An 18008-nucleotide genomic window follows, 5' to 3' on the forward strand; every position below is an offset into this window, starting at 1 on the left:
ATCCATGCAAGCGGGCATGCCGGCCATGCGCTCGCCCATGACCCGCATCGCCCTGGGCCTGGGCCTGGCGGCCCTGGCCCTGGTGCTCTTGATCCAGGGCCTGATGACGCTGGCCGTCAACGGCGTCACCGACAACTATGTGCGCCGCTTCATGCGCGGCACCGTCAACATCCTGGTGGCGGAGCTGACGCCGCTGTCCTTCGAGGCCAGGCGTTCGCGCATCAAGGTGCTGGACGAGCAGTTCTCCTACCCCGTCACCCTCGTCTCGGCCGCCGAGCTGAGCCGCGCCGACCGCCAGGCCCTGGCGCGCGGCGAGCTGGTGGTGCACGGCTTCAACCGGCGCATCTACGCGGCCCTGCCCGAGGCCCCGGGCCAGGGCGCGGGCGAGCAGGCGCAGGTCTTGCGCCTGGGGCCTTTGAATGTGGACGGCGGGCCGGAGAACAGCATCCGTCTGCCGTTTGAGTTATGGATGCAGCTGATCGCCGGCCTGGGCCTGGCCCTGGCGGTGTTCGCGCTGGCGGCCTGGGTGCTGCGGCCCATCTGGCGCGACATACGCCGCCTGCAGATCGCCGCCGACCGCATGACGGCCGGCCGCTTCGAGCTGGCCATTGATGAGCCCGAGAGCCGCCTCTTCGCCCCCATCGCCGCCGGCGCCCGCGCCACGCTGGAGCGCCTGGCCGCCGCCCTGGCCAGCCAGCGCGAGCTGACCGGCGCCGTCTCACACGAGCTGCGCACGCCGCTGGCGCGCCTGCGCTTCGCCATCGACGCCCTGGTGGACGAGGACGACGCCGGCCGCCGCGAGCTGGCCGTGCAGGCCTGCGAACGCGATATCGACGAGCTGGACGCCTTGATCGACACCAGCCTGATGATTGCCCGCCTGGACATGGGTGCCCTGCAGGCCCGCAGCGAGCCGGGCGATTTGCAGGCCTTGCTGACCCAGGAGGCGGCCAGCCTGGCGCCGCTGCTGGAGGGCAAGCAGCTGAGCACCGATATCCGCCTGTCGCGGCCGGTGCGCTTCGATGCCCGCCTGCTGCCCTACGGCCTGCGCAATGCCTTGCGCAATGCGGCCCGCCATGCGCGCGCGCGCATCGCGCTCTCGGCCTGGATCGCCGAGGGTCAGGTCTTGCTGGCGGTGGACGACGACGGCGAGGGCGTGCCCGCGGCCATGCGCGAGGCGGTGTTCGAGCCCTTCAAGCGCCTGGACCGCGCCAAGGAGCGCGGCAGCCGTGGCTTTGGCCTGGGCCTGGCCATCGTGCGGCGGGTGGCCGAGGTGCATGGCGGCCAGGCCCGCATGGATGTGGCGCCCGGCCTGGGCGGGGCGCGCCTGCTGATCAGTTGGCCGGTGGATTGAACCTAGATTCGGCAGTTGGCCGCTTGCTTTGACCTGGAAACATCGATGCCTACGACGTTCTCTCCCGTTAACAGCCATCACCCTTGGGGTGACAGCGCTACACGCCCGCCTGTCTCGCCAAACGGCGCGCTGGCTGCGTTGCTTCTCCTTGTGGGCAGTAGCCCACTGCGTCGGCGCGCCTTGTCAGCGCACCGCCTGGCGAGCCTTTCGGGCGCGTCCAACTGCCGAATCTAGGTTGAAAGGAGGCTCTCATGAACAGACGCAGGCTAGGGATGGCGGCGGTGCTGGGCGGCTTGGTGGCCTGTGCCGACAAGCCGCTGCTTGAGGACGTTATGAGCAAGCCGGCCGCCACCCCGCTGTGGTTCATCTTCCTGGAGCGCGGCCGCCCCACGCCGGAGGACAAGGCGGCCGTGGCGGCGATGCAGCGCGGCCATATCGACAACTTCAAGCGCTTGTTCGCCGAGAAAAAGCTGTTCTCCGCCGGCCCGCTGCGCGACCCCAGCGGCTTCAAGCGCGGCATCGTGATCGCCCAGGCGCCGACGCGCGAGGCCTTGCAGCAGTACTTCGAGCCCGATGAGTATGTGCGCGAGGGCTTTATGAGCGTCAACGCCGTACCCGCCCAGGCCCTGCGTGCCCTGCATGTGGAGGGCATAGACCCGGAGGGCATCGAGGAGTCGCGCATCCTGCTGCTGGGCCGCGCGGCGCAAGAGCCCACGCCTGAGCTGGCGCTGCGGCGCCGCGCGCATCTGCAACTGCTCTTGGACCAGGGCCGGATCGGCGCCTGGTATCGCCTGGCCAGCGGCCCTGTTGCCGAGGTCTTGTTTGCCCGCACAAATGACAAGGCCGCCTTGCAGGCGGCGTTGGCGGCTTATCCGGGCGTGGCCGACAAGACGGTCAGCCTGGAGATCTGGCCGCAGTGGCTGGGCAAGGGCGTCTTGCGCTGAGGCTCAGATCTTCCTGGCCAGCTCCGCCGCAATCCCGGTATAGCTGCCCGGCGTCATCGCCAGCAAACGGGTCTTCTCGGCCTCGGGCAACTCCAGCCCGGCGATGAATTCGGCAATCGCCTCACGGGTGATGGCCTTGCCGCGGGTCAGCTCCTTCAGGCGCTCGTAGGGGTTGGGCAGGCCAAAGCGGCGCATCACGGTCTGGATGGGCTCGGCCAGCACTTCCCAGGCGGCGTCCAGGTCTTCGGCCAGCTTGGCCTCGTTGATCTCCAGCTTGTCCAGGCCCTTCAGCAGGGACTCATAACCCAGCACCGCATAGCCCAGGGCCACGCCCATATTGCGCAGGACGGTGGAGTCGGTCAGGTCGCGCTGCCAACGGCTGATGGGCAGCTTCTGGCTCAGATGCGTCAGCAAGGCATTGGCCAGGCCGAAATTGCCCTCGGCGTTCTCGAAGTCGATCGGGTTGACCTTGTGCGGCATGGTCGAGCTGCCGATCTCGCCCGCCTTGGTGCGCTGCTTGAAATAGCCCAGCGAGACATAACCCCAGACATCGCGTGACCAGTCGATCAGGATGGTGTTGGCGCGGGTCACCGCGTCGAACAGCTCGGCCATGTAGTCGTGCGGCTCGATCTGGATGGTGTAGGGGTTGAAGACCAGGCCCAGCTGCTCCTCGATGACGCGCTGACTGAAGGCCTCCCAGTCATGCTCGGGCCAGGCGCTCAGGTGGGCGTTGTAATTGCCGACGGCGCCGTTCATCTTGGCCAGCAGCTTCACATCGGCGATGCGTGCGCGCGCCTGCGTCAAGCGGGCCACGACGTTGGCGATCTCCTTGCCCACGGTGGTGGGGCTGGCGGTCTGGCCGTGGGTGCGGCTCAGCATGGGCACGGCGGCCAGGGTGCGGGCCATCTCGCTCAGCTTGGCCGTGATGCGGTCCAGCGTGGGCAAGAGCACTTCAGCGCGGGCGGCCTTGAGCATCAGGCCGTGGCTGGTGTTGTTGATGTCTTCGCTGGTGCAGGCGAAGTGCACGAACTCGCCGGCGGCCTTCAGCTCGGGGTTGGCATCAAAACGCGACTTCAGCCAGTACTCCACCGCCTTGACGTCGTGGTTGGTGGTTTTTTCGATGTCCTTGATGGCATTGGCATCGGCTTCGGAGAAGCGGGTCACCAGGCCGCGCAGCAGGCCGCGCGAGGCCTCGGACAAGGGCTTGAACTCGGCAAAACCGGCGTCGGACAGGGCGATGAACCACTCCACCTCCACCTGCACGCGGCGGTGCATCAGGCCGTACTCGGACAGCAGGGGGCGCAGCGGGGCGACGCGCGAGGCGTAGCGGCCGTCCAGGGGCGAGAGCGCGCTGATGGCGGAAAGAGTGGATGTATTCATGGCGATGAGCGGCCGGCAGCCGCTGGGCTGAGAGGTGGTTCCGGAAAAACCCGCGAATTTTAACTGGCCGGGCCTGCTGCCCGAATCCGCTGGCTGCCGGCGCGCGGGATGGTGGTCCTGCGACTGGTATGTTGAAACCATGTGTTAGCAAGTGGGCGCAGAGCGCGCAAACTTCCCCCCCTGAGGTGATAGCCAGGGCCGGGGCTCCTGCCGAGAATGGCGGGCAACGGGGCACGGCAATGGGCTCCGTTTTCTTTTTGTCCCCCTTCATTTACTCAGCAAGTCCCGGCCAAGATTTCTTGCGGGCAGGCCTCATCATGTTGCAAAAAGTAGAAAACCTCTATCTCGCCATTCTTCGTTTCGTCGTGCTGCTGGTTGCCGGGCTTCTGCTCGTCGCCGTGCTGGGCTTGGGCGTCAGCTCCTTCTCGCTGTGGAAGTCGGCACCGGCCGAGCAGCCCGTCGTGCCTGCCGTCAGCGACAGCCTGCTGAAGAAGAAGTTGCTGGCGCAGGACGAGGCTGCCACGCCGGACGCAGCCGCCTCGGCAGCCGCGGCGGCGGCCCAGAAGGCCGACCCCAACAAAGCCTATTTCGAGCGCGCGGCCAGCGCCATCGTCGCCTTCGTCAAAGCGCATTCGGACGATAGCGAGGGCCCCAGCCATGCGACCGTGCTGGAGGTCACCCGCGACCACGCCGCCAAGTACGAGAGCGAAGCCCAGATCGGCAACTTCGGCAAGGGCTTTGCCGAAAGCCTGGAGCGCCTGCTGAAGGACCCGGCCGTGATCGCCCAGGCCAAGAAGACCTCGGCCCTGGACCTGGTCAATCTGCTGCTCGATTCCTATACCGAAGAGTTCGATGCCCAGCTGGAAAAAGGCAATGCCGCCAACGCGGCCAAGCTGGCGGCGCACGAAGAGCAGCGCGATGACAGCAAGCGCAATCTCTATGTGGCGGGCGGCGCTTTCGGCGCCTTCCTGATGCTGGTGTTCCTGTCGATCAGCATCCGCATCGAGCGCAATCTGCGCCATCTGGAGCGGGTGGCCAAGTAATTCCAAGGGCGAATCGGGATTCGCCCTCAGGTATAGACTGGCGGCCACGAAACTTCATCGTGTCAAGTTATTTGAGGTGGGGTGCTTGAGTCATGATTCACTTTGGATCGTGTAATTTTTCTTCTATCTGCTGGATTCCGATCCTGATCGGCATATGCACTTCAGTTCATGCTCAAACGTTCAAGTGCGTCGTGGACGGGCGTCCTGTGTATCAGCAATTCCCTTGTGAAGCTGCAGGAGGTAGTGGTAGAGCGATTCGACTGAAGGACTCAACAGCCGAGGTTGTGCCAAAGGCAACCCGCGTTACACCTGAGCCTACATTGGCGGCGCCCATAGCGGCGAATCCTTTGCCTGTCAGCCCGCACGCAAGCACAAGTAGCCCTCCACAACGCTCGCAGCTTGAGATTCAAGCCGACCTGTGTCTTGATTGGTACCGACCAAAGCTGCGAGATCCTCGAAGTGCGTACTTTCGCGATCCAAAGCTCGAAAAAAATGTGCTTACGCTAACTTTGTATTCGACCAATGGTTTCGGTGGATATGTGAGTGCCCTTGCTGCATGTGAGATGAAACAGGGTGAAGTCGAAGATGCGTGGACCAAGATCCATGCGAAACGGCTCGGTTGGTCAACATAATGGCGGACCTTGATGGGGTGCTGCGACAACTTGCCGCCTAGCCTCCCAGTCGGCGCGGACCAGGCCCAGCAGATCGCCGTCCTGATAGGACCCGTGCATGAAGATCACGCCGCGCAACAAGCCCTCGAAGCTGAAGCCGGCCTTCTCCGCCACCCGCCGGGAGGCGGTATTGCCCGGCGCCATGCTGCAGGCCAGGCGGTTGATGGGGAAGTTCAGGAATAGATAGTCCACCAGGGCCTGCACGGCGGCGCTGCCATAGCCGCGCCCGCGCAGCGAGGGCTCGTGGATGCTCCAGCCCAGCTCGCGCGCCGTGGCATAGCGGTGCGCCAGAAAATGCGAGACGCTGCCGATCACGGCCCCGCTCTCGTCGCACACCAGCAGGCGCTCGGCCGCGTCGCTGGAAAAGCCGTCCTCGGCAAAGCGCTTGCGCAGGGCTTGCGGGCTGCGCAGCAGGCCGGACTCAAACTCGCCGCGCGCCTCCGCGCTGGCGGCCAGCTGGCAGAGCAGGGGCAAATCGTTCTCGGTGACGTGGCGCAGGCTGATCTTGCGGGGGCTGTGCATGGGTTTTCTCCTCGACCCTAGATTAGCAAAATCAAAACCTCACAATAGCCCCATGCGAACCGAACTCAGAACAAAAATCCTGCAAGTCTGTGCCGACAAGATCGCCAAGAAGGGCCCCGAGGTCGGCCTCTCCTTTTACGCCTTCTTTGCCAACAAGAACGATGACCCGCCCTTGCTGATGGAGGCCGCGCGCTGGTGGATCGAGGAGCAGCGCCTGGACCATTTCGAGAAGGCCAGCAAGATCCAGCGACTCTTGAGCGAGCATCCCTAGGGCGCAGGGCAAGACCCGCCTACCCACTCGACGCACAAGCCCTGCCCGCCATGTACAAAGTCTCCATCAAAGCCCTGCTGCCCGCGCCCGACGGCCGCATCGTCCTGCTGCTCAACGAGCGCGAGGAATGGGAGTTGCCCGGTGGGCAGATCGAGCTCGGCGAGACCCCGCCCGCATGCCTGGCACGCGAGATCGCCGAGGAGCTGGGCCTGCAGGTGGCGGTGGAGGCGCCGCTGGACAGCTATCTGTTCGAGGTCATCCCCGGCCGCCATGTCTTCATCGTGACGTATCGTGCGCGCCTGACCGGGCCCTTCGAGCCAAGGCTGAGCCATGAGCACAGGCGCTGGGCCTTGTTCGCACCCGCGGCCTTGCCGGCCAATTTGCCGCAGGGCTATCGCGCCAGCATCTTGCGCGGCCTGCAAGCCGGCTCGCCTGAGAATTCTTGAGACCTTCAAGGCCTTGCCATGTTCCACATCCTCGCCTTGTCCGGCAGCCTGCGCGCGGCCTCCCTGAACTCTGCCTTGCTGAGAGTGGCTGGGCGGCAAGTGCCACCGGGCATCAGCCTGCGACTGTTTGAGGGCCTGGGCCAGCTGCCGCTGTTCAACCCCGATCTGGAGGCGGCGCCGGGCCGGGCGGTGCAGGATTTGCGCGCGGCCGTGGCGCGCGCGGATGCGCTCATCATCGCCAGCCCGGAGTACGCCCATGGCGTCAGCGGTGTGATCAAGAATGCGCTGGACTGGCTGGTTAGTTACGAGCCTTTTGCCTTCAAACGGGTGGCGGTACTGAATGCCTCGCCACGCGCCAGCCATGCCGATGCGGCCCTGCGTGAGACGCTCAGGACCATGGCGGCCGACATCGTTGAAGAAGCCTCGCTGACGATTCCTCTGCTGGGCCGGGGCTGGGACGAGGCGGCCATGCTGCGGTCCGCCGAGGTCAGCGGCGCCTTGCGCGCCGTCTTTGCCGGCCTGCGGCAGGCTGGGCCCTGAGTTTCAGGGCGCGCCAAAAAAACGCATCCGTTCTGCGTCTGCCGGATGGCTGGCGAAGGCGATGGGCAGGCCGCTGTCGCCGCCTTTCTTCTTGCGGATATCGGCCATGGCTTGGAAGAAGTCGAGCATCACGCTGGGCTTGATGCCGGCGTCCAGCATCAGCTGGCGGGATGTGGCATCCGACTCGCGTTCGAAATCACGCGAGTAAGAGGCTTGGGCCAGCACGGCGGGCACGCCCGCGATCAGGGCCGAAAAGTCCCCCACGACCATGCCGGCGACCACGCCCACCATGCCGGCCTGCAAGGCCATGCGCATGCCGTGCTGGTGCTGCACATGGCCCAGCTCATGCGCCAGTATGCCGACCAAGGCGTCGGGGCTGTCCCTCTCCAGCAAGCGGACCAGGGCATCGGTCATGACGATGGCGCCGCCGGGCAGGGCGAAGGCATTGGGGCCCATGGCTTCGCCGGCATCGCGGAAGTGCAGTTGATAGGCGGGCCAGGGCTTGGCCTTGGGGCCGGCCTTGGCCCCTGCCTTGTGCAGCGCCTGGGCAAAGCGCTCGGCGATTTGTTCCTGCTGCGCGCGGGGCAGCTTGGAGGACTTCAGCATGTTTTTATCGAACCAGGCCAAGGCCTGCCCGCCGATCTGCTGCTCCACCGCCGCAGGGATCAGGGCCACGCCCTGATCGGCCACCCAGGGCACGCCCCAGCGCCATAGGCCTGCCAGCGTGCCAATGCTCAGCAACAGAGCCAGGGCGACACGACGCCAGCTCTGCATCCAGCGCACGGTCAACGAGTCTTGCAGGCCGGAGGCCAGCGTCCACGCGTCCCAGGCCGCTGCCTCGGGATGGCTCAGCAAGCCGCCGCCGGGCAGCTCGGCCTGGCGCTGGCCGTGGCGTTGCCGCTCGGGCCACTGCACCTCGCGCAGCGGGTAGTGGTGCAGGCTTTGATCGCCGGTTTGCAGATGCAACTCGCCAGCACTGATCCAGGCCTGTACGGCCTGGGGGCGGGCGCTGCGACCGTCAAAAAATCGGGCTTGCAGCCGAGGCGATGCGGCGGGGGGCGCGAGCTCCATGCTGGCTTACCAACCCATATCGAAGCCGAAGAAGTCACCGGCGGCTTCGCCGGTCGCATCGTTTTGGCCGGCATTGGCCGGGGCGACCCAGCGATCCAGATCGCCGTCCAGGTCGACGCCGACCGACTGTAGGCGCAGACGGGCCGTGGCCACGGCGGCGAAGGGCCGGTACAGGCTCAGGCTCAGGGCGGTCAGCAGCCAGTTCTTGAAGGTCAGGCCAATCAGGCGGCGCGCTTTCAACTGGCTGTCGAATTGCAGGCTGGCGCTGCGGGTACCCGTCCAGACCAGATTCTGCAAGCGGGCGTTGAACAGGGGGCCGCTGACGGCAAAGAAGAAGAGATAGGCCAGGAACAGGGCGATGAAGACGACAGGGAGGGTTTCGGGGCGGCCCTTGACCATGGGCAGCAGTATGGCGGCCAGAACGCCAATCAGCATCAGGGGGAGGATGCCGATCAGCAGCACCTTGAGACCCAGGCCGTAGAAGCGTCGGTTGGGGATGTCCAGCCGGGTTTGCTCCTCCGCGTAGCGATAGCCATTGTGCTGATAGCGCTTGACGCAGGCCAGGCTCCAGGGAGCCAGGCCCAGCATCAAGAGGCCGCAGGCACCGGAGATGTAGCTGTACAGCTCGACGGAGGCGCCGAGCTTTTCCAATTCCTCGGGTGAGCTGGCTTGGGTGGCGCCGCCCAGCACAAAGTACTGAGCCGCCATCAAGCCGATGGCCGGCAGATAAACCGGCATGAAGGCCAGATAGGCCGAGCGCAGATCGCCGCTGAAGCCAAAGCGCAGGCCTCGCCAGGCGGTATTGCTCAGGCGGAACTGCATGCCGGCGCGCCACAGAGCGGGCCACATGGCGCACAGCAGCAGATAGGCCAGCAGGCCGGCGGTGGGCGAGAACTTGCTGGCGATGCCGTAGGCAGCCATCAGGGCCAGCAACAGCACGAAGCCGCGGAACATGGGCCAGGGGCGGCCGTGGAAGCTCAGGGCCTCGCCATCCACCAGGGTGTTGGCGTAGAAGTATTTGATGCGCCGCACCTTGGCAAAGGGCAGGTAGAGGCCCAAGGTCAGCAGGGTCAGCAAGATATTGACGATCCAGATGCGGAAGTACTCGCTGCCGGAGCCGGTGAACGTGATCGTCAGCCGACGTTTGGGCGGGAGGGCGGGGCTGCCGCCGTGAGCGGAGAAATCTTCGGTGGCAACGGCGGCCGTAATCGGGTCTGCCCCGGTGTGAGCGTCTGACATGGTCCTCCCAGCTTTTATGTGCTTTTGATGCCAATGGATTTTGGCGGAAGCGGCAGTCTGCGTTTCTTACGCCGCCGTGACAAGAGGAAGAATCACTTCGCGTCGGTCCAACAACGCGAGCCCGGCATGCGGGCTGGACGCCACAAGGGCCTCGTTAGAATGCGGCCAACAGGGATGACGCAGTTAAAGCATTACTTATGAAACTCATTGGATCACTCGCCAGCCCCTATGTGCGCAAGGTGCGCATCGTGATGGCCGAGAAAAAACTCGACTATCAATTCGTCCTCGAAGACGTCTGGGCCAGTGATGCCATTCTCAAGATGAACCCCCTGGGCAAGGTGCCCTGTCTGGTCATGGAGGGCCAGGACTCGATCACCGGTGCGGTGTTCGACTCGCGCGTCATCGTCGAGTATGTGGACACCTTGTCCCCCGTGGGCAAGCTGATCCCCGAGCGCGGCCGCGAGCGCACCGAGGTGCGTACCTGGGAGGCGCTGGCCGATGGCATTCTGGACGCCGGCGTGCTGGTGCGCCTGGAGCAGAGCTGGGCCGGCCGCCCCGACGAGCAGCGTTGTGAGGCCTGGGTGGATCGTCAGATGGGCAAGGTGCTGGCCGGCCTCAAGGCCATGAACCAAGGCCTGGGCGACAAGCCCTGGTGCTCGGGCACGCACTTCACCCTGGCCGATATTTCGCTGGGCTGCGCCCTGGGCTGGCTGGACTTCCGCTTCCCCGCCATCCACTGGCGCGATGAGCACCCCAATCTGGCCCGCCACTTCGAAAAGCTCAGTGCGCGCCAGAGCTTTATCGACACGGCGCCGCGCCTGGCTTGAGCGCAGCGCCGCCATCGCTGCCGGTCCTCTACTCCTTTCGACGTTGCCCCTACGCCATGCGCGCGCGCCTGGCCTTGCGTCAGGCCGGCCAGCGGGTGGAGTTGCGCGAGGTCGCGCTGCGGGCCAAGCCGGCCGAGCTGCTGGCCGCCTCCATCAAGGGCACGGTGCCGGTGCTGCTCCTGCCCGATGGGGGCATGCTGGAGCAGAGCCTGGACATCATGCGCTGGGCCCTGGCAAGATCTGACCCCCAGGGTTGGCTGAGCGCCGCGCCCGCGGCCGAGCAGGCGCGCTGGATCGAGCTTTGCGATGCCCGCTTCAAGCCCTTGCTGGACCGCTACAAATACCCCGAGCGCTTCCCCGCGGAGCCGGCACAGCACCATCGCGAGGCCGCTTGCGCCTTGCTGCTGCGGCCGCTGGAACAGGCCCTGGCCCTCTCGGGCGCCTGGCTCTTCGGCCCGCAATGCAGCCTGGCCGATATGGCCTTGCTGCCTTTTGTGCGCCAGTTCGCCGCCGTCGATGCGGCCTGGTTCGAGACGCAGACCGAAATGCCCGCCCTGCGCGCCTGGCTGCAGCGCTTTGTGGAGGGCGACTTGTTCAAGGCCGTGATGCAGGAGCGCCTGCCGCCCTGGGTGCCCGGGCAGGCGCCGGTCTACGGCTGAGTACAGCCGCCCGGCCTGGGGCAAACCCCTGTCATGTCTTTCGTTTGGCAGGCCCAGTTCCTGCACAATCTGCGCCACAAATATCAGCGGAGTGAGCATGGGCGTCAAAAGCGTTTTCTCGGGTCTTTGGTGGGTGCTGAAAAAGTTCTGGGGCGCCTTGGACGCGACCCGGCGCGTGCTCTTCAATCTGCTGATCCTGGTCGTTCTGATCGCCCTGGTCGGCGGCCTGCTCAACCATGGCCCCAAGCCCTTGCAGGACAAGACCACCCTGGTGCTGAATCTGCATGGCCCGCTGGTGGAGCAGTTCTCCGGCTCGCCGCGCGACACCGCCGTGGCCCAGCTGCAAGGCACAAAGCAGAAACAGACCCGCTTGCGCGATGTGCTGGCGACCCTGGACGCCGCCGCCAAGGACCCCAAGATCGGCAGCGTGCTGCTGGACCTGGACGCGTTCGGCGGCGCCGGCCTGGCCGGCCTGAACGAGGTGGCGGCCGCGCTGGATCGCTTCAAGGCCAGCGGCAAGCCCGTGCTGGCCTATGGCGACAGCTATAACCAACGGGGCTACTTCCTGGCCGCGCGCGCCAACGAGATCTATCTGCACCCCATGGGCATGGTGTTGATCGAGGGCTTTGGCCGCTACCGCACTTATTACAAGGACGCACTGGACCGCCTGGGCGTGAGCGCCAATGTGCTGCGCGTCGGTGCCTTCAAGAACGCGGCCGAGCCCTATTTCGCCAACGCGCCATCGCCGGCCGCGCTGGAGGCCGAGAGCTATCTCTACGGTGATCTGTGGGCCCGCTACACCGCCTCGGTGGAGGCCGCCCGCAAGCTGCCCAAGGGCAGCATCGCGCAAGGCATAGAAAAGCTGCCCGAGGCCTTGGCGGCCGTCAAGGGCAACACCGCCAAGCTGGCCTTCCAGAGCAAGCTGGTGGACGGCATCAAGACCCGCGATGAGATGCGCGACTTGCTGATGGCCCGCGGCGCCAAGGACGATAAGGGCAATAGCTATCGCCGCATCTCTTTTGACGAGTACCAGGCCTATCTGAAGCCTGAGGCCAGCCATGGCCCCGCGGTGGGCGTGGTGGTGGCCGAGGGCGAGATCGTCGACGGCGACGCCGCGGCCGGCCGCATCGGTGGCGACTCCACCGCCCGCCAGATCCGCCAGGCGCGCGAGGACGAGAGCGTCAAGGCCGTGGTGCTGCGCGTCAACTCGCCCGGCGGCAGCGCTTTTGCCTCCGAGATCGTGCGGCGTGAGCTGGAGCTGACCAAGAAGGCCGGCAAGCCGGTGGTGATCTCCATGGGCGATGTGGCGGCCTCGGGCGGCTACTGGATCGCCATGTCGTCCGACGAGGTGATTGCCGATCCGGCCACCGTCACCGGCTCGATCGGCGTCTTCGGCATGCTGCCCACGGCCGACAAGCTGCTGGACAAGCTCTCCATCCACACCGGTGGCTACACCAGCACCTGGCTGGCCGGCGGCTTCGACCCGCGCCGGCCGCTGGACCCGCGCATGCAGGCCACCGTGCAGCAAGGCATCAACCATATCTACGAGGAGTTCACGAGCAAGGCCGCGGCCGCGCGCAAGAAGAGCGTGGCCGAGATCGACGCCGTCGCCCAGGGCCGCGTCTGGACCGGCGCCCAGGCCAAGGAGCGCGGTCTGATCGACCGCCTTGGCAGCTTTGACGACGCCGTCCAGTCGGCCGCCAAGCTGGCCAAGCTGGAAGGCCAGCCGCGCCTGAACTACATCGAGCGCGAGCTGGGCCGCTTCGAGCGCCTGCTGGCCAGCCTGGACGAAGTCCTGGCGCCCGCGATCGCCACCTCGATTGGCAATGCGCTGCGCGCCGAGCTGGGCTTCAGCCTGCCTAAGGCGGCGCAGCAACTGCAAGGCGAGTTGGCCTTTGCGGCCGAGCTGAGCGAGGGCAAGAAGCCCTTCGGCGCGGTGGTGCATTGCCTATGCATGGCACCTTGAGGGGCAGCCCCGGCGCATGCGGGAGTTTTTGCTGCGCACGCCGGATCGGCATCGGATCATGTTTGGGCAGCGGGATGCGAGCCCGTGAAAAGCTTGAATTCAGCAGGTTTGCCAAATTTTGCCAAGCAATTTATGCTCGCGGCATGAGCACCATGAACATCTCCTTGCCCGACAGTCTCAAGACTTTTGTCGACTCGCAAGTCAGTCAGCGCGGCTATGGCACCAGCAGCGAGTATGTGCGCGAGTTGATTCGTCGGGACCAGGACAAGCAGCAATTGCGTAGCTTGCTGCTGGCGGGCGCCGAATCCGAACCGACCCCGGCGGTTGACGCTGGGTACTTTGAGGTCTTGCGCAAGCGTGTTCTCCAGCCTGCTGGCAAGCGCAAAAAAGCGTGAAGGCCAAGCCGCTTGTTCCACGCGCCCTGGCCCGGCAGGATGTCGATCAAGCTATCGCCTACTATCTGGCTGAGCATGCTCCTCAAGCTGCGCTTGGGTTTGTTGACGCATTGGAAGCCGCTTACGCCCATATCGCCAACAGTCCCGCTGCTGGATCGCCTCGCTACGCTCAGGAACTCGATATTCCAGGCTTGCGCAGCTGGCTGCTGACTCGCTACCCATTTCGGGTTTTTTACCTTGAGCGACCCGCATCCATCGACATCTGGCGCGTGTTGCACACCCGCCGCGATATCCCCAGTTCCTTGCAAGAATCCGAGAGCGAGTGAGGTCGACTTGGCGGATTTTGACGTGAACAAATCGATCGCCCCGTTTGAGCCCTTGCATTACGCCGCCGCACGCGAGCTGTGGGAGCGAACGCCCGGGGTCGGGCTGAGCGGGGCGGATGAGCGCCAGGCCATCGAGCAATTCCTTGCGCGAAACCCTGCCTCAGTCTTGTTGCATTGAGCGAGGGCGCGGTGCTTGGCACCATCCTCGTCGGGCACGATGGCCGGCGTGGCCTCATTCATCATCTGGCGGTGGCGTCCGAGAGTCAGCGTAAAGGCATCGGTACTTCGCTGGTGCATGAAGGCTTGCGGCGCCTGCGCGCCGTGGGCATTCAAAAATGCCATCTGCTGGTCTACGCGGACAACGTCTGCGGCCGGGCATTCTTGGAGCGGGTGGGGGCGGAGCATCGAGACGCTCTGGCGATCTACTCGCTGCTTGTCAAGTAAGCTGCATAAGCGGCTTGATCTCGAACGCTATACTCCCCACAGCGCCGATTTGTTCCGAATTGCGGGCGCTTTAGAAATACAGCTAAAGAGGGGCGCTCCGGGAACCGGCGTCCGCTTTGGCGGAGCCGGTTTTTGTTTTTGGGAGCATGCATCAAAGTGGCAGTCGCAGACATCGGGCAGGTCAGCCCGCAAACCATGCACTTCAACACGCCCCTGCCGCTGCGCAGCGGCGCACAGCTGGCAAGTTATCAGCTGGTCTACGAGACCTATGGCCAGCTCAATGCCGAGTGTTCCAATGCCGTGCTGGTCTGCCATGCGCTCAATGCCAGCCACCACCTGGCCGGCAGCTATGCGGGCCAGGAAAATAGCGAGGGCTGGTGGAACAATCTGATCGGTCCGGGCAAGCCCCTGGATACCGACAAGTTCTTCGTCATCGGCATCAACAATCTGGGCTCCTGCTTCGGCTCCACCGGGCCCATGCACACCAACCCGGCGACCGGCCAGATCTACGGCGCCGATTTTCCCGTCGTCACGGTGCAGGACTGGGTCGATGCCCAGGCCCGTGTGCTGGACGAGTTAGGCATCCAGCAATTGGCGGCCGTGCTGGGTGGATCCTTGGGCGGCATGCAGGCGCTGGACTGGTCGCTGCGCTACCCCGAGCGCATGCGCCACTGCATCGCCATCGCGACGGCGCCGGCCCTGTCGGCGCAGAACATCGCCTTCAACGAGGTGGCGCGCCGCGCCATCATCACCGACCCCGATTTCCACGGCGGCCATTTCTACGCCCATGGCGTCGTGCCCAAGCGCGGCCTGCGGGTGGCGCGCATGATTGGCCACATCACCTACCTCAGCGACGATGTGATGGAGAGCAAGTTCGGCCGCCAGATGCGCGCCGCCGAGCTGGGCTATAGCACCCAGGACATCGAGTTCCAGATCGAGAGCTATCTGCGCTACCAGGGCGACAAGTTCAGCGATTACTTCGACGCCAACACCTATCTGCTGATCACCCGCGCGCTGGACTATTTCGACCCGGCGCGCGAGCACGGCGGCGATCTGAGCCGCACCTTTGCCAGCGCCCGCTGCAAATACCTGCTGGCCAGCTTCACGACGGACTGGCGCTTCTCGCCGGCGCGCTCGCGCGAGATCGTCAAGGCCTTGCTGGACAACAAGCGCGATGTGTCCTACGCGGAGATCGACGCGCCGCATGGCCACGATGCCTTTCTGCTCGAAGACCCGCGCTACCACGGCTTGTTGCGAGCCTATTTCCAACGCATTGCAGGAGAGCAAGCATGAGCACGGTGATGGAACAGATCGCCGCCCTGGTGCCCCCGGGCTCGCGGGTGCTGGACCTGGGCTGCGGCACCGGCGCCCTGCTGGATCATCTGCAGAAACAGCGCGGCTGCACCGGCTACGGCGTGGAGCTGGACGACGCCAATCTGCTGGCCTGCGCCCAGCGCGGCGTCAATGTGATCCAGCTCAATCTGGAGGATGGTCTGTCCATCTTCGAGGACCAGAGCTTTGATGTGGTGCTGCAGCTGGAGACCTTGCAGCATCTGCGCAATACCGAGCTGATGCTGCGCGAGACGGCGCGGGTGGGCCGCATCGGCATCGTCAGCTTCCCCAACTTTGCCCACTGGCCCAACCGCCTGCAGGTGATGTTGGGCCGCATGCCGGTGACCCGGGTGCTGCCTTACGAGTGGTATGACACGCCCAATATCCGCGTCGGTACCTACGCCGACTTCGAGGTGCTGGCGCGCAAGAACCGCCTGCGCGTGCTGGACAGCTTCGGCATCCAGAACGGCCAGGCCGTGCGCAGCCTGCCCAATCTGCTCTCCAGCATGGCGGTGTTCAAGTTTGACCGTGGTTGAATCGAACTGAGGTGCCTGTCCGCGACAGGGCGGCGATCTCCTTGATCAAATGCGGGGGCAGGATGCCGCCGTGCTGCTACGCTCCAGCGTGGCGTTCTTCGACGTCGTTCAGGGGCCCCTCGCCCGAATCGCCTGGGGGATGGATGCTGGGATGAGTTGGCGAAGGGCTGGGCCCGCAAGGAAATTCTGCATGGCCATGGCGCTGGGCCTGGCCGCACCGTTGGCGGCCCTGGCGGGCTGCAGCCAGCCGATTCAGGTCCCCGTCGCGCCGACCGGATTCAATGTGCTGCTGCGCCCTGAGCTGGACGACCGGGTGGAAGGGGTCTACCCCGATCTGCTGCGCCAGCTGGGCCAGGCGCTGGGCTGTGAATTCACCTTTCCCGTGGTGCCGCGGGCCCGCGTGGCGCTGATGTTTTTTGAGGCCAAGGAGGCGGATATTTTCGTGCCCGCCTCGCGCACGGCGGAGCGCGATCTCAAGGCCTTGTTCGTGCCCATGCTGAGACTGACGCCCAGCTTGATCACCCTGGCCTCAAGACCGCTGGCCGTGAACGATGTGGCGGGGCTGCTGCAGGCCAAGACCGCCTTGCGTGGCGCCATGGTGCGCAGCTACACCTGGGGCGACGAATACGAGGCCTTGATGCGCCAGCTGGTGGCCGAGAAACGCATCGATTTCGTCGCCGATTTGCGCACCGTGAGCCAGATGCTGCGCAGTGGCCGGGTGGACTTCACCATCCTGCCTCCCACCTTGCTGTACTCGGCGCTGCAAGAGCCGGGTGCGGTGGCGGCTGCGGCCAAGGAAGGGGCGCTCGCCTTCACCCGCGAGTTCCGTTTCACCGCCTTGCGTGGACTGCCGCGTTCCGAAGTCGGCGCCTATCTCTCGCGTCAAACCCTGACGGCCAACGATCTGCAATTGCTGCGCGAGGGCCTGGGCCGTGCCGCCCGCGACGGCAGCCTGATGCGCAGCCTGCAGCGCTACTACCCGGCCGAGGTGTTGCGGCAGGACGTGCAGATCATCGCCAACTGAGCGCTCAACAAAACCCTGCTGGCCTTGTTGAGCGCTCGCGTCCCTTGATGCTCAGCAAGCCTTGCGCAAGCTCGCGTTCTTGATGGCCTCGATCATGGCGGCTTGCGCCAGGGGGGTGCTGGCGATGCCGCCGTGGCCGACACCGGGGACCCGAACCAGGGTGGCGCATTGCCTGTGCTGCATATGTTGGAGGATGTCCTGGCTGAAGCGCGGGGGCGTGGTCTCGTCTTTTTCTCCGGCCAGCAGCAGGGTCGGGCGCTGCAGGTCTTGCAAGGCCTTGCGATTGTCAAAGGCGCGCACGCTGTCGGCCAGGGTGACGGTGACAAAGGGCGTGGCATACCAGGGCACGCGCTGGTCGGCCCAATCCTGGGCATTGGTCAGGCTGCCCTCCAGAATCAGCGCCTGGGGCGGCAGCTCCTGGCTCAGATGGCCGCTCACCAAGCTGCCCAGGGAATAGCCCCAGTACACCAGGGGCAGGGCCTCGCCACCCAGGCGGCGCGCCTCGGCCACGATGGCGCTGGCATCGCCGCGCAGCTGCGGGGTGCCGCCCTGGCCTTCGCTGAGGCCGGTGCCACGGTAGTCCCATAGCAGCAGATGGGCGGGCAGGGCTGCGCTGGTATGGAGCAAGCCCTTGATGGTTTTGGGAATCGTGTTGCCGGCGCCCTGGAAGTAGACCAGGGTGGCTTGTGCCCCGGGCTTGCGGACGAAGACACCGTTCAGCAGCGTGCCGTCGGCCGCCTTGATGCTGAAGCGCTCCAGCTGGGCGGCCGAGCCTTGGGCCTGGGCTTGTGCCTGGCCGAACCAGTCGTCCTGCGGGGCCGCTTGGCCACGGCGGAACATATCGCCGTCTTGCACATCGATATGGGTGCAGGCGCTCAGGCCGAGGGCGAGCAAGCTGCTGAGCGCGGTGGCGCGCAGGCCGCGCGAGGTGAGGCGTTTCATGGCGGGTGGCGGAGGCTTGAGGAAGAAATGGCCGGCAGTTTAAGCTGGCTGCCGACCCCAGACCATGGGCAGGGGGCGT

General features: G+C 65.5%; 20 protein-coding genes. 15 read left to right on the plus strand and 5 right to left on the minus strand.

The annotated features are described in order from the left end of the window. Positions 1-4 precede the first annotated feature (4 nt). Positions 5-1351 carry an ATP-binding protein gene (locus tag HNP55_RS06570; protein ID WP_184297432.1) on the plus strand — a complete coding sequence of 449 codons (1347 nt, stop codon included), beginning with the start codon at positions 5-7 and terminating at the stop codon, positions 1349-1351. A 251-nt stretch (positions 1352-1602) separates the two neighbouring features. Next, a complete protein-coding gene (locus HNP55_RS06575) occupies positions 1603-2295 on the plus strand; it encodes a YciI family protein (RefSeq protein WP_184297434.1) in 693 nt (230 codons plus the stop codon). Positions 2296-2298: 3 nt separating this feature from the next. On the opposite strand, the gene purB is transcribed toward HNP55_RS06575, so the two are convergent. Then, positions 2299-3675 (minus strand): adenylosuccinate lyase, encoded by a 1377-nt coding sequence (purB, locus tag HNP55_RS06580; protein WP_184297436.1) that lies wholly within the window; start codon positions 3673-3675, stop codon positions 2299-2301. 317 nt (positions 3676-3992) lie between these two features. On the opposite strand from purB, the gene HNP55_RS06585 reads away from it, so the two are divergent. Continuing rightward, complete coding sequence (locus HNP55_RS06585; protein WP_184297437.1) at positions 3993-4718, plus strand: hypothetical protein; 726 nt, start codon at positions 3993-3995, stop codon at positions 4716-4718. Positions 4719-5341: 623 nt separating this feature from the next. On the opposite strand, the gene HNP55_RS06590 is transcribed toward HNP55_RS06585, so the two are convergent. Beyond that, positions 5342-5911, minus strand: a complete 570-nt coding sequence (locus HNP55_RS06590; protein ID WP_184297439.1) for a GNAT family N-acetyltransferase — start codon at positions 5909-5911, stop codon at positions 5342-5344. A 52-nt stretch (positions 5912-5963) separates the two neighbouring features. On the opposite strand from HNP55_RS06590, the gene HNP55_RS06595 reads away from it, so the two are divergent. The 3 genes from HNP55_RS06595 to HNP55_RS06605 are packed head-to-tail and all read left to right on the plus strand — an operon-like array spanning position 5964 to position 7168. Next, positions 5964-6182 carry a DUF6500 family protein gene (locus HNP55_RS06595; RefSeq protein ID WP_184297441.1) on the plus strand — a complete coding sequence of 73 codons (219 nt, stop codon included), beginning with the start codon at positions 5964-5966 and terminating at the stop codon, positions 6180-6182. Positions 6183-6232: 50 nt separating this feature from the next. Next, a complete protein-coding gene (locus HNP55_RS06600) occupies positions 6233-6628 on the plus strand; it encodes an NUDIX hydrolase (RefSeq protein WP_184297443.1) in 396 nt (131 codons plus the stop codon). Positions 6629-6646: 18 nt separating this feature from the next. After that, entirely contained in the window at positions 6647-7168 is a 522-nt protein-coding gene (locus HNP55_RS06605) for an NADPH-dependent FMN reductase (protein ID WP_184297445.1), read from the plus strand. Positions 7169-7171: 3 nt separating this feature from the next. Here the strand turns inward: HNP55_RS06605 and HNP55_RS06610 are convergent, their stop codons facing one another. Both HNP55_RS06610 and HNP55_RS06615 read right to left on the minus strand, forming a co-directional pair. Next, positions 7172-8239, minus strand: a complete 1068-nt coding sequence (locus tag HNP55_RS06610; RefSeq protein ID WP_184297447.1) for a M48 family metallopeptidase — start codon at positions 8237-8239, stop codon at positions 7172-7174. A gap of 6 nt (positions 8240-8245) precedes the next feature. After that, a complete protein-coding gene (locus HNP55_RS06615; RefSeq protein ID WP_184297449.1) occupies positions 8246-9478 on the minus strand; it encodes a YjgN family protein in 1233 nt (410 codons plus the stop codon). 197 nt (positions 9479-9675) lie between these two features. On the opposite strand from HNP55_RS06615, the gene HNP55_RS06620 reads away from it, so the two are divergent. The 9 genes from HNP55_RS06620 to HNP55_RS06660 all read left to right on the plus strand — a co-directional run bounded on the left by HNP55_RS06620 (position 9676) and on the right by HNP55_RS06660 (position 16987). Beyond that, positions 9676-10305 carry a glutathione S-transferase family protein gene (locus HNP55_RS06620; protein ID WP_184297451.1) on the plus strand — a complete coding sequence of 210 codons (630 nt, stop codon included), beginning with the start codon at positions 9676-9678 and terminating at the stop codon, positions 10303-10305. Continuing rightward, positions 10302-10964 carry a glutathione S-transferase gene (locus HNP55_RS06625; RefSeq protein ID WP_184297453.1) on the plus strand — a complete coding sequence of 221 codons (663 nt, stop codon included), beginning with the start codon at positions 10302-10304 and terminating at the stop codon, positions 10962-10964. The genes HNP55_RS06620 and HNP55_RS06625 overlap by 4 nt, the downstream gene beginning before the upstream one ends. Before the next feature lie 97 nt (positions 10965-11061). Next, a complete protein-coding gene (gene sppA / locus HNP55_RS06630) occupies positions 11062-12930 on the plus strand; it encodes a signal peptide peptidase SppA (RefSeq protein ID WP_184297454.1) in 1869 nt (622 codons plus the stop codon). Between the two features lie 143 nt (positions 12931-13073). Continuing rightward, positions 13074-13325, plus strand: a complete 252-nt coding sequence (locus tag HNP55_RS06635) for a type II toxin-antitoxin system ParD family antitoxin (RefSeq protein WP_184297863.1) — start codon at positions 13074-13076, stop codon at positions 13323-13325. Continuing rightward, entirely contained in the window at positions 13322-13651 is a 330-nt protein-coding gene (locus tag HNP55_RS06640; protein ID WP_184297456.1) for a type II toxin-antitoxin system RelE/ParE family toxin, read from the plus strand. The genes HNP55_RS06635 and HNP55_RS06640 overlap by 4 nt, the downstream gene beginning before the upstream one ends. Before the next feature lie 138 nt (positions 13652-13789). Beyond that, positions 13790-14095 (plus strand): GNAT family N-acetyltransferase, encoded by a 306-nt coding sequence (locus tag HNP55_RS06645; protein WP_409993733.1) that lies wholly within the window; start codon positions 13790-13792, stop codon positions 14093-14095. A gap of 156 nt (positions 14096-14251) precedes the next feature. Then, positions 14252-15388, plus strand: coding sequence for a homoserine O-acetyltransferase (locus tag HNP55_RS06650; protein WP_348648671.1), 1137 nt, complete (start codon positions 14252-14254; stop codon positions 15386-15388). Beyond that, a complete protein-coding gene (gene metW / locus HNP55_RS06655) occupies positions 15385-15963 on the plus strand; it encodes a methionine biosynthesis protein MetW (protein ID WP_184297460.1) in 579 nt (192 codons plus the stop codon). The genes HNP55_RS06650 and metW overlap by 4 nt, the downstream gene beginning before the upstream one ends. Before the next feature lie 190 nt (positions 15964-16153). After that, on the plus strand, positions 16154-16987 hold the full coding sequence (locus tag HNP55_RS06660) for a substrate-binding periplasmic protein (protein ID WP_184297462.1): 834 nt from the start codon (positions 16154-16156) through the stop codon (positions 16985-16987). Positions 16988-17038: 51 nt separating this feature from the next. On the opposite strand, the gene HNP55_RS06665 is transcribed toward HNP55_RS06660, so the two are convergent. Next, positions 17039-17929, minus strand: a complete 891-nt coding sequence (locus tag HNP55_RS06665; protein WP_184297464.1) for an alpha/beta hydrolase — start codon at positions 17927-17929, stop codon at positions 17039-17041. Positions 17930-18008: the final 79 nt, after the last annotated feature.

This window comes from Roseateles oligotrophus, from assembly GCF_014204525.1.
GTDB classification, from domain to species: Bacteria; Pseudomonadota; Gammaproteobacteria; order Burkholderiales; family Burkholderiaceae_C; genus Paucibacter_A; species Paucibacter_A oligotrophus_A.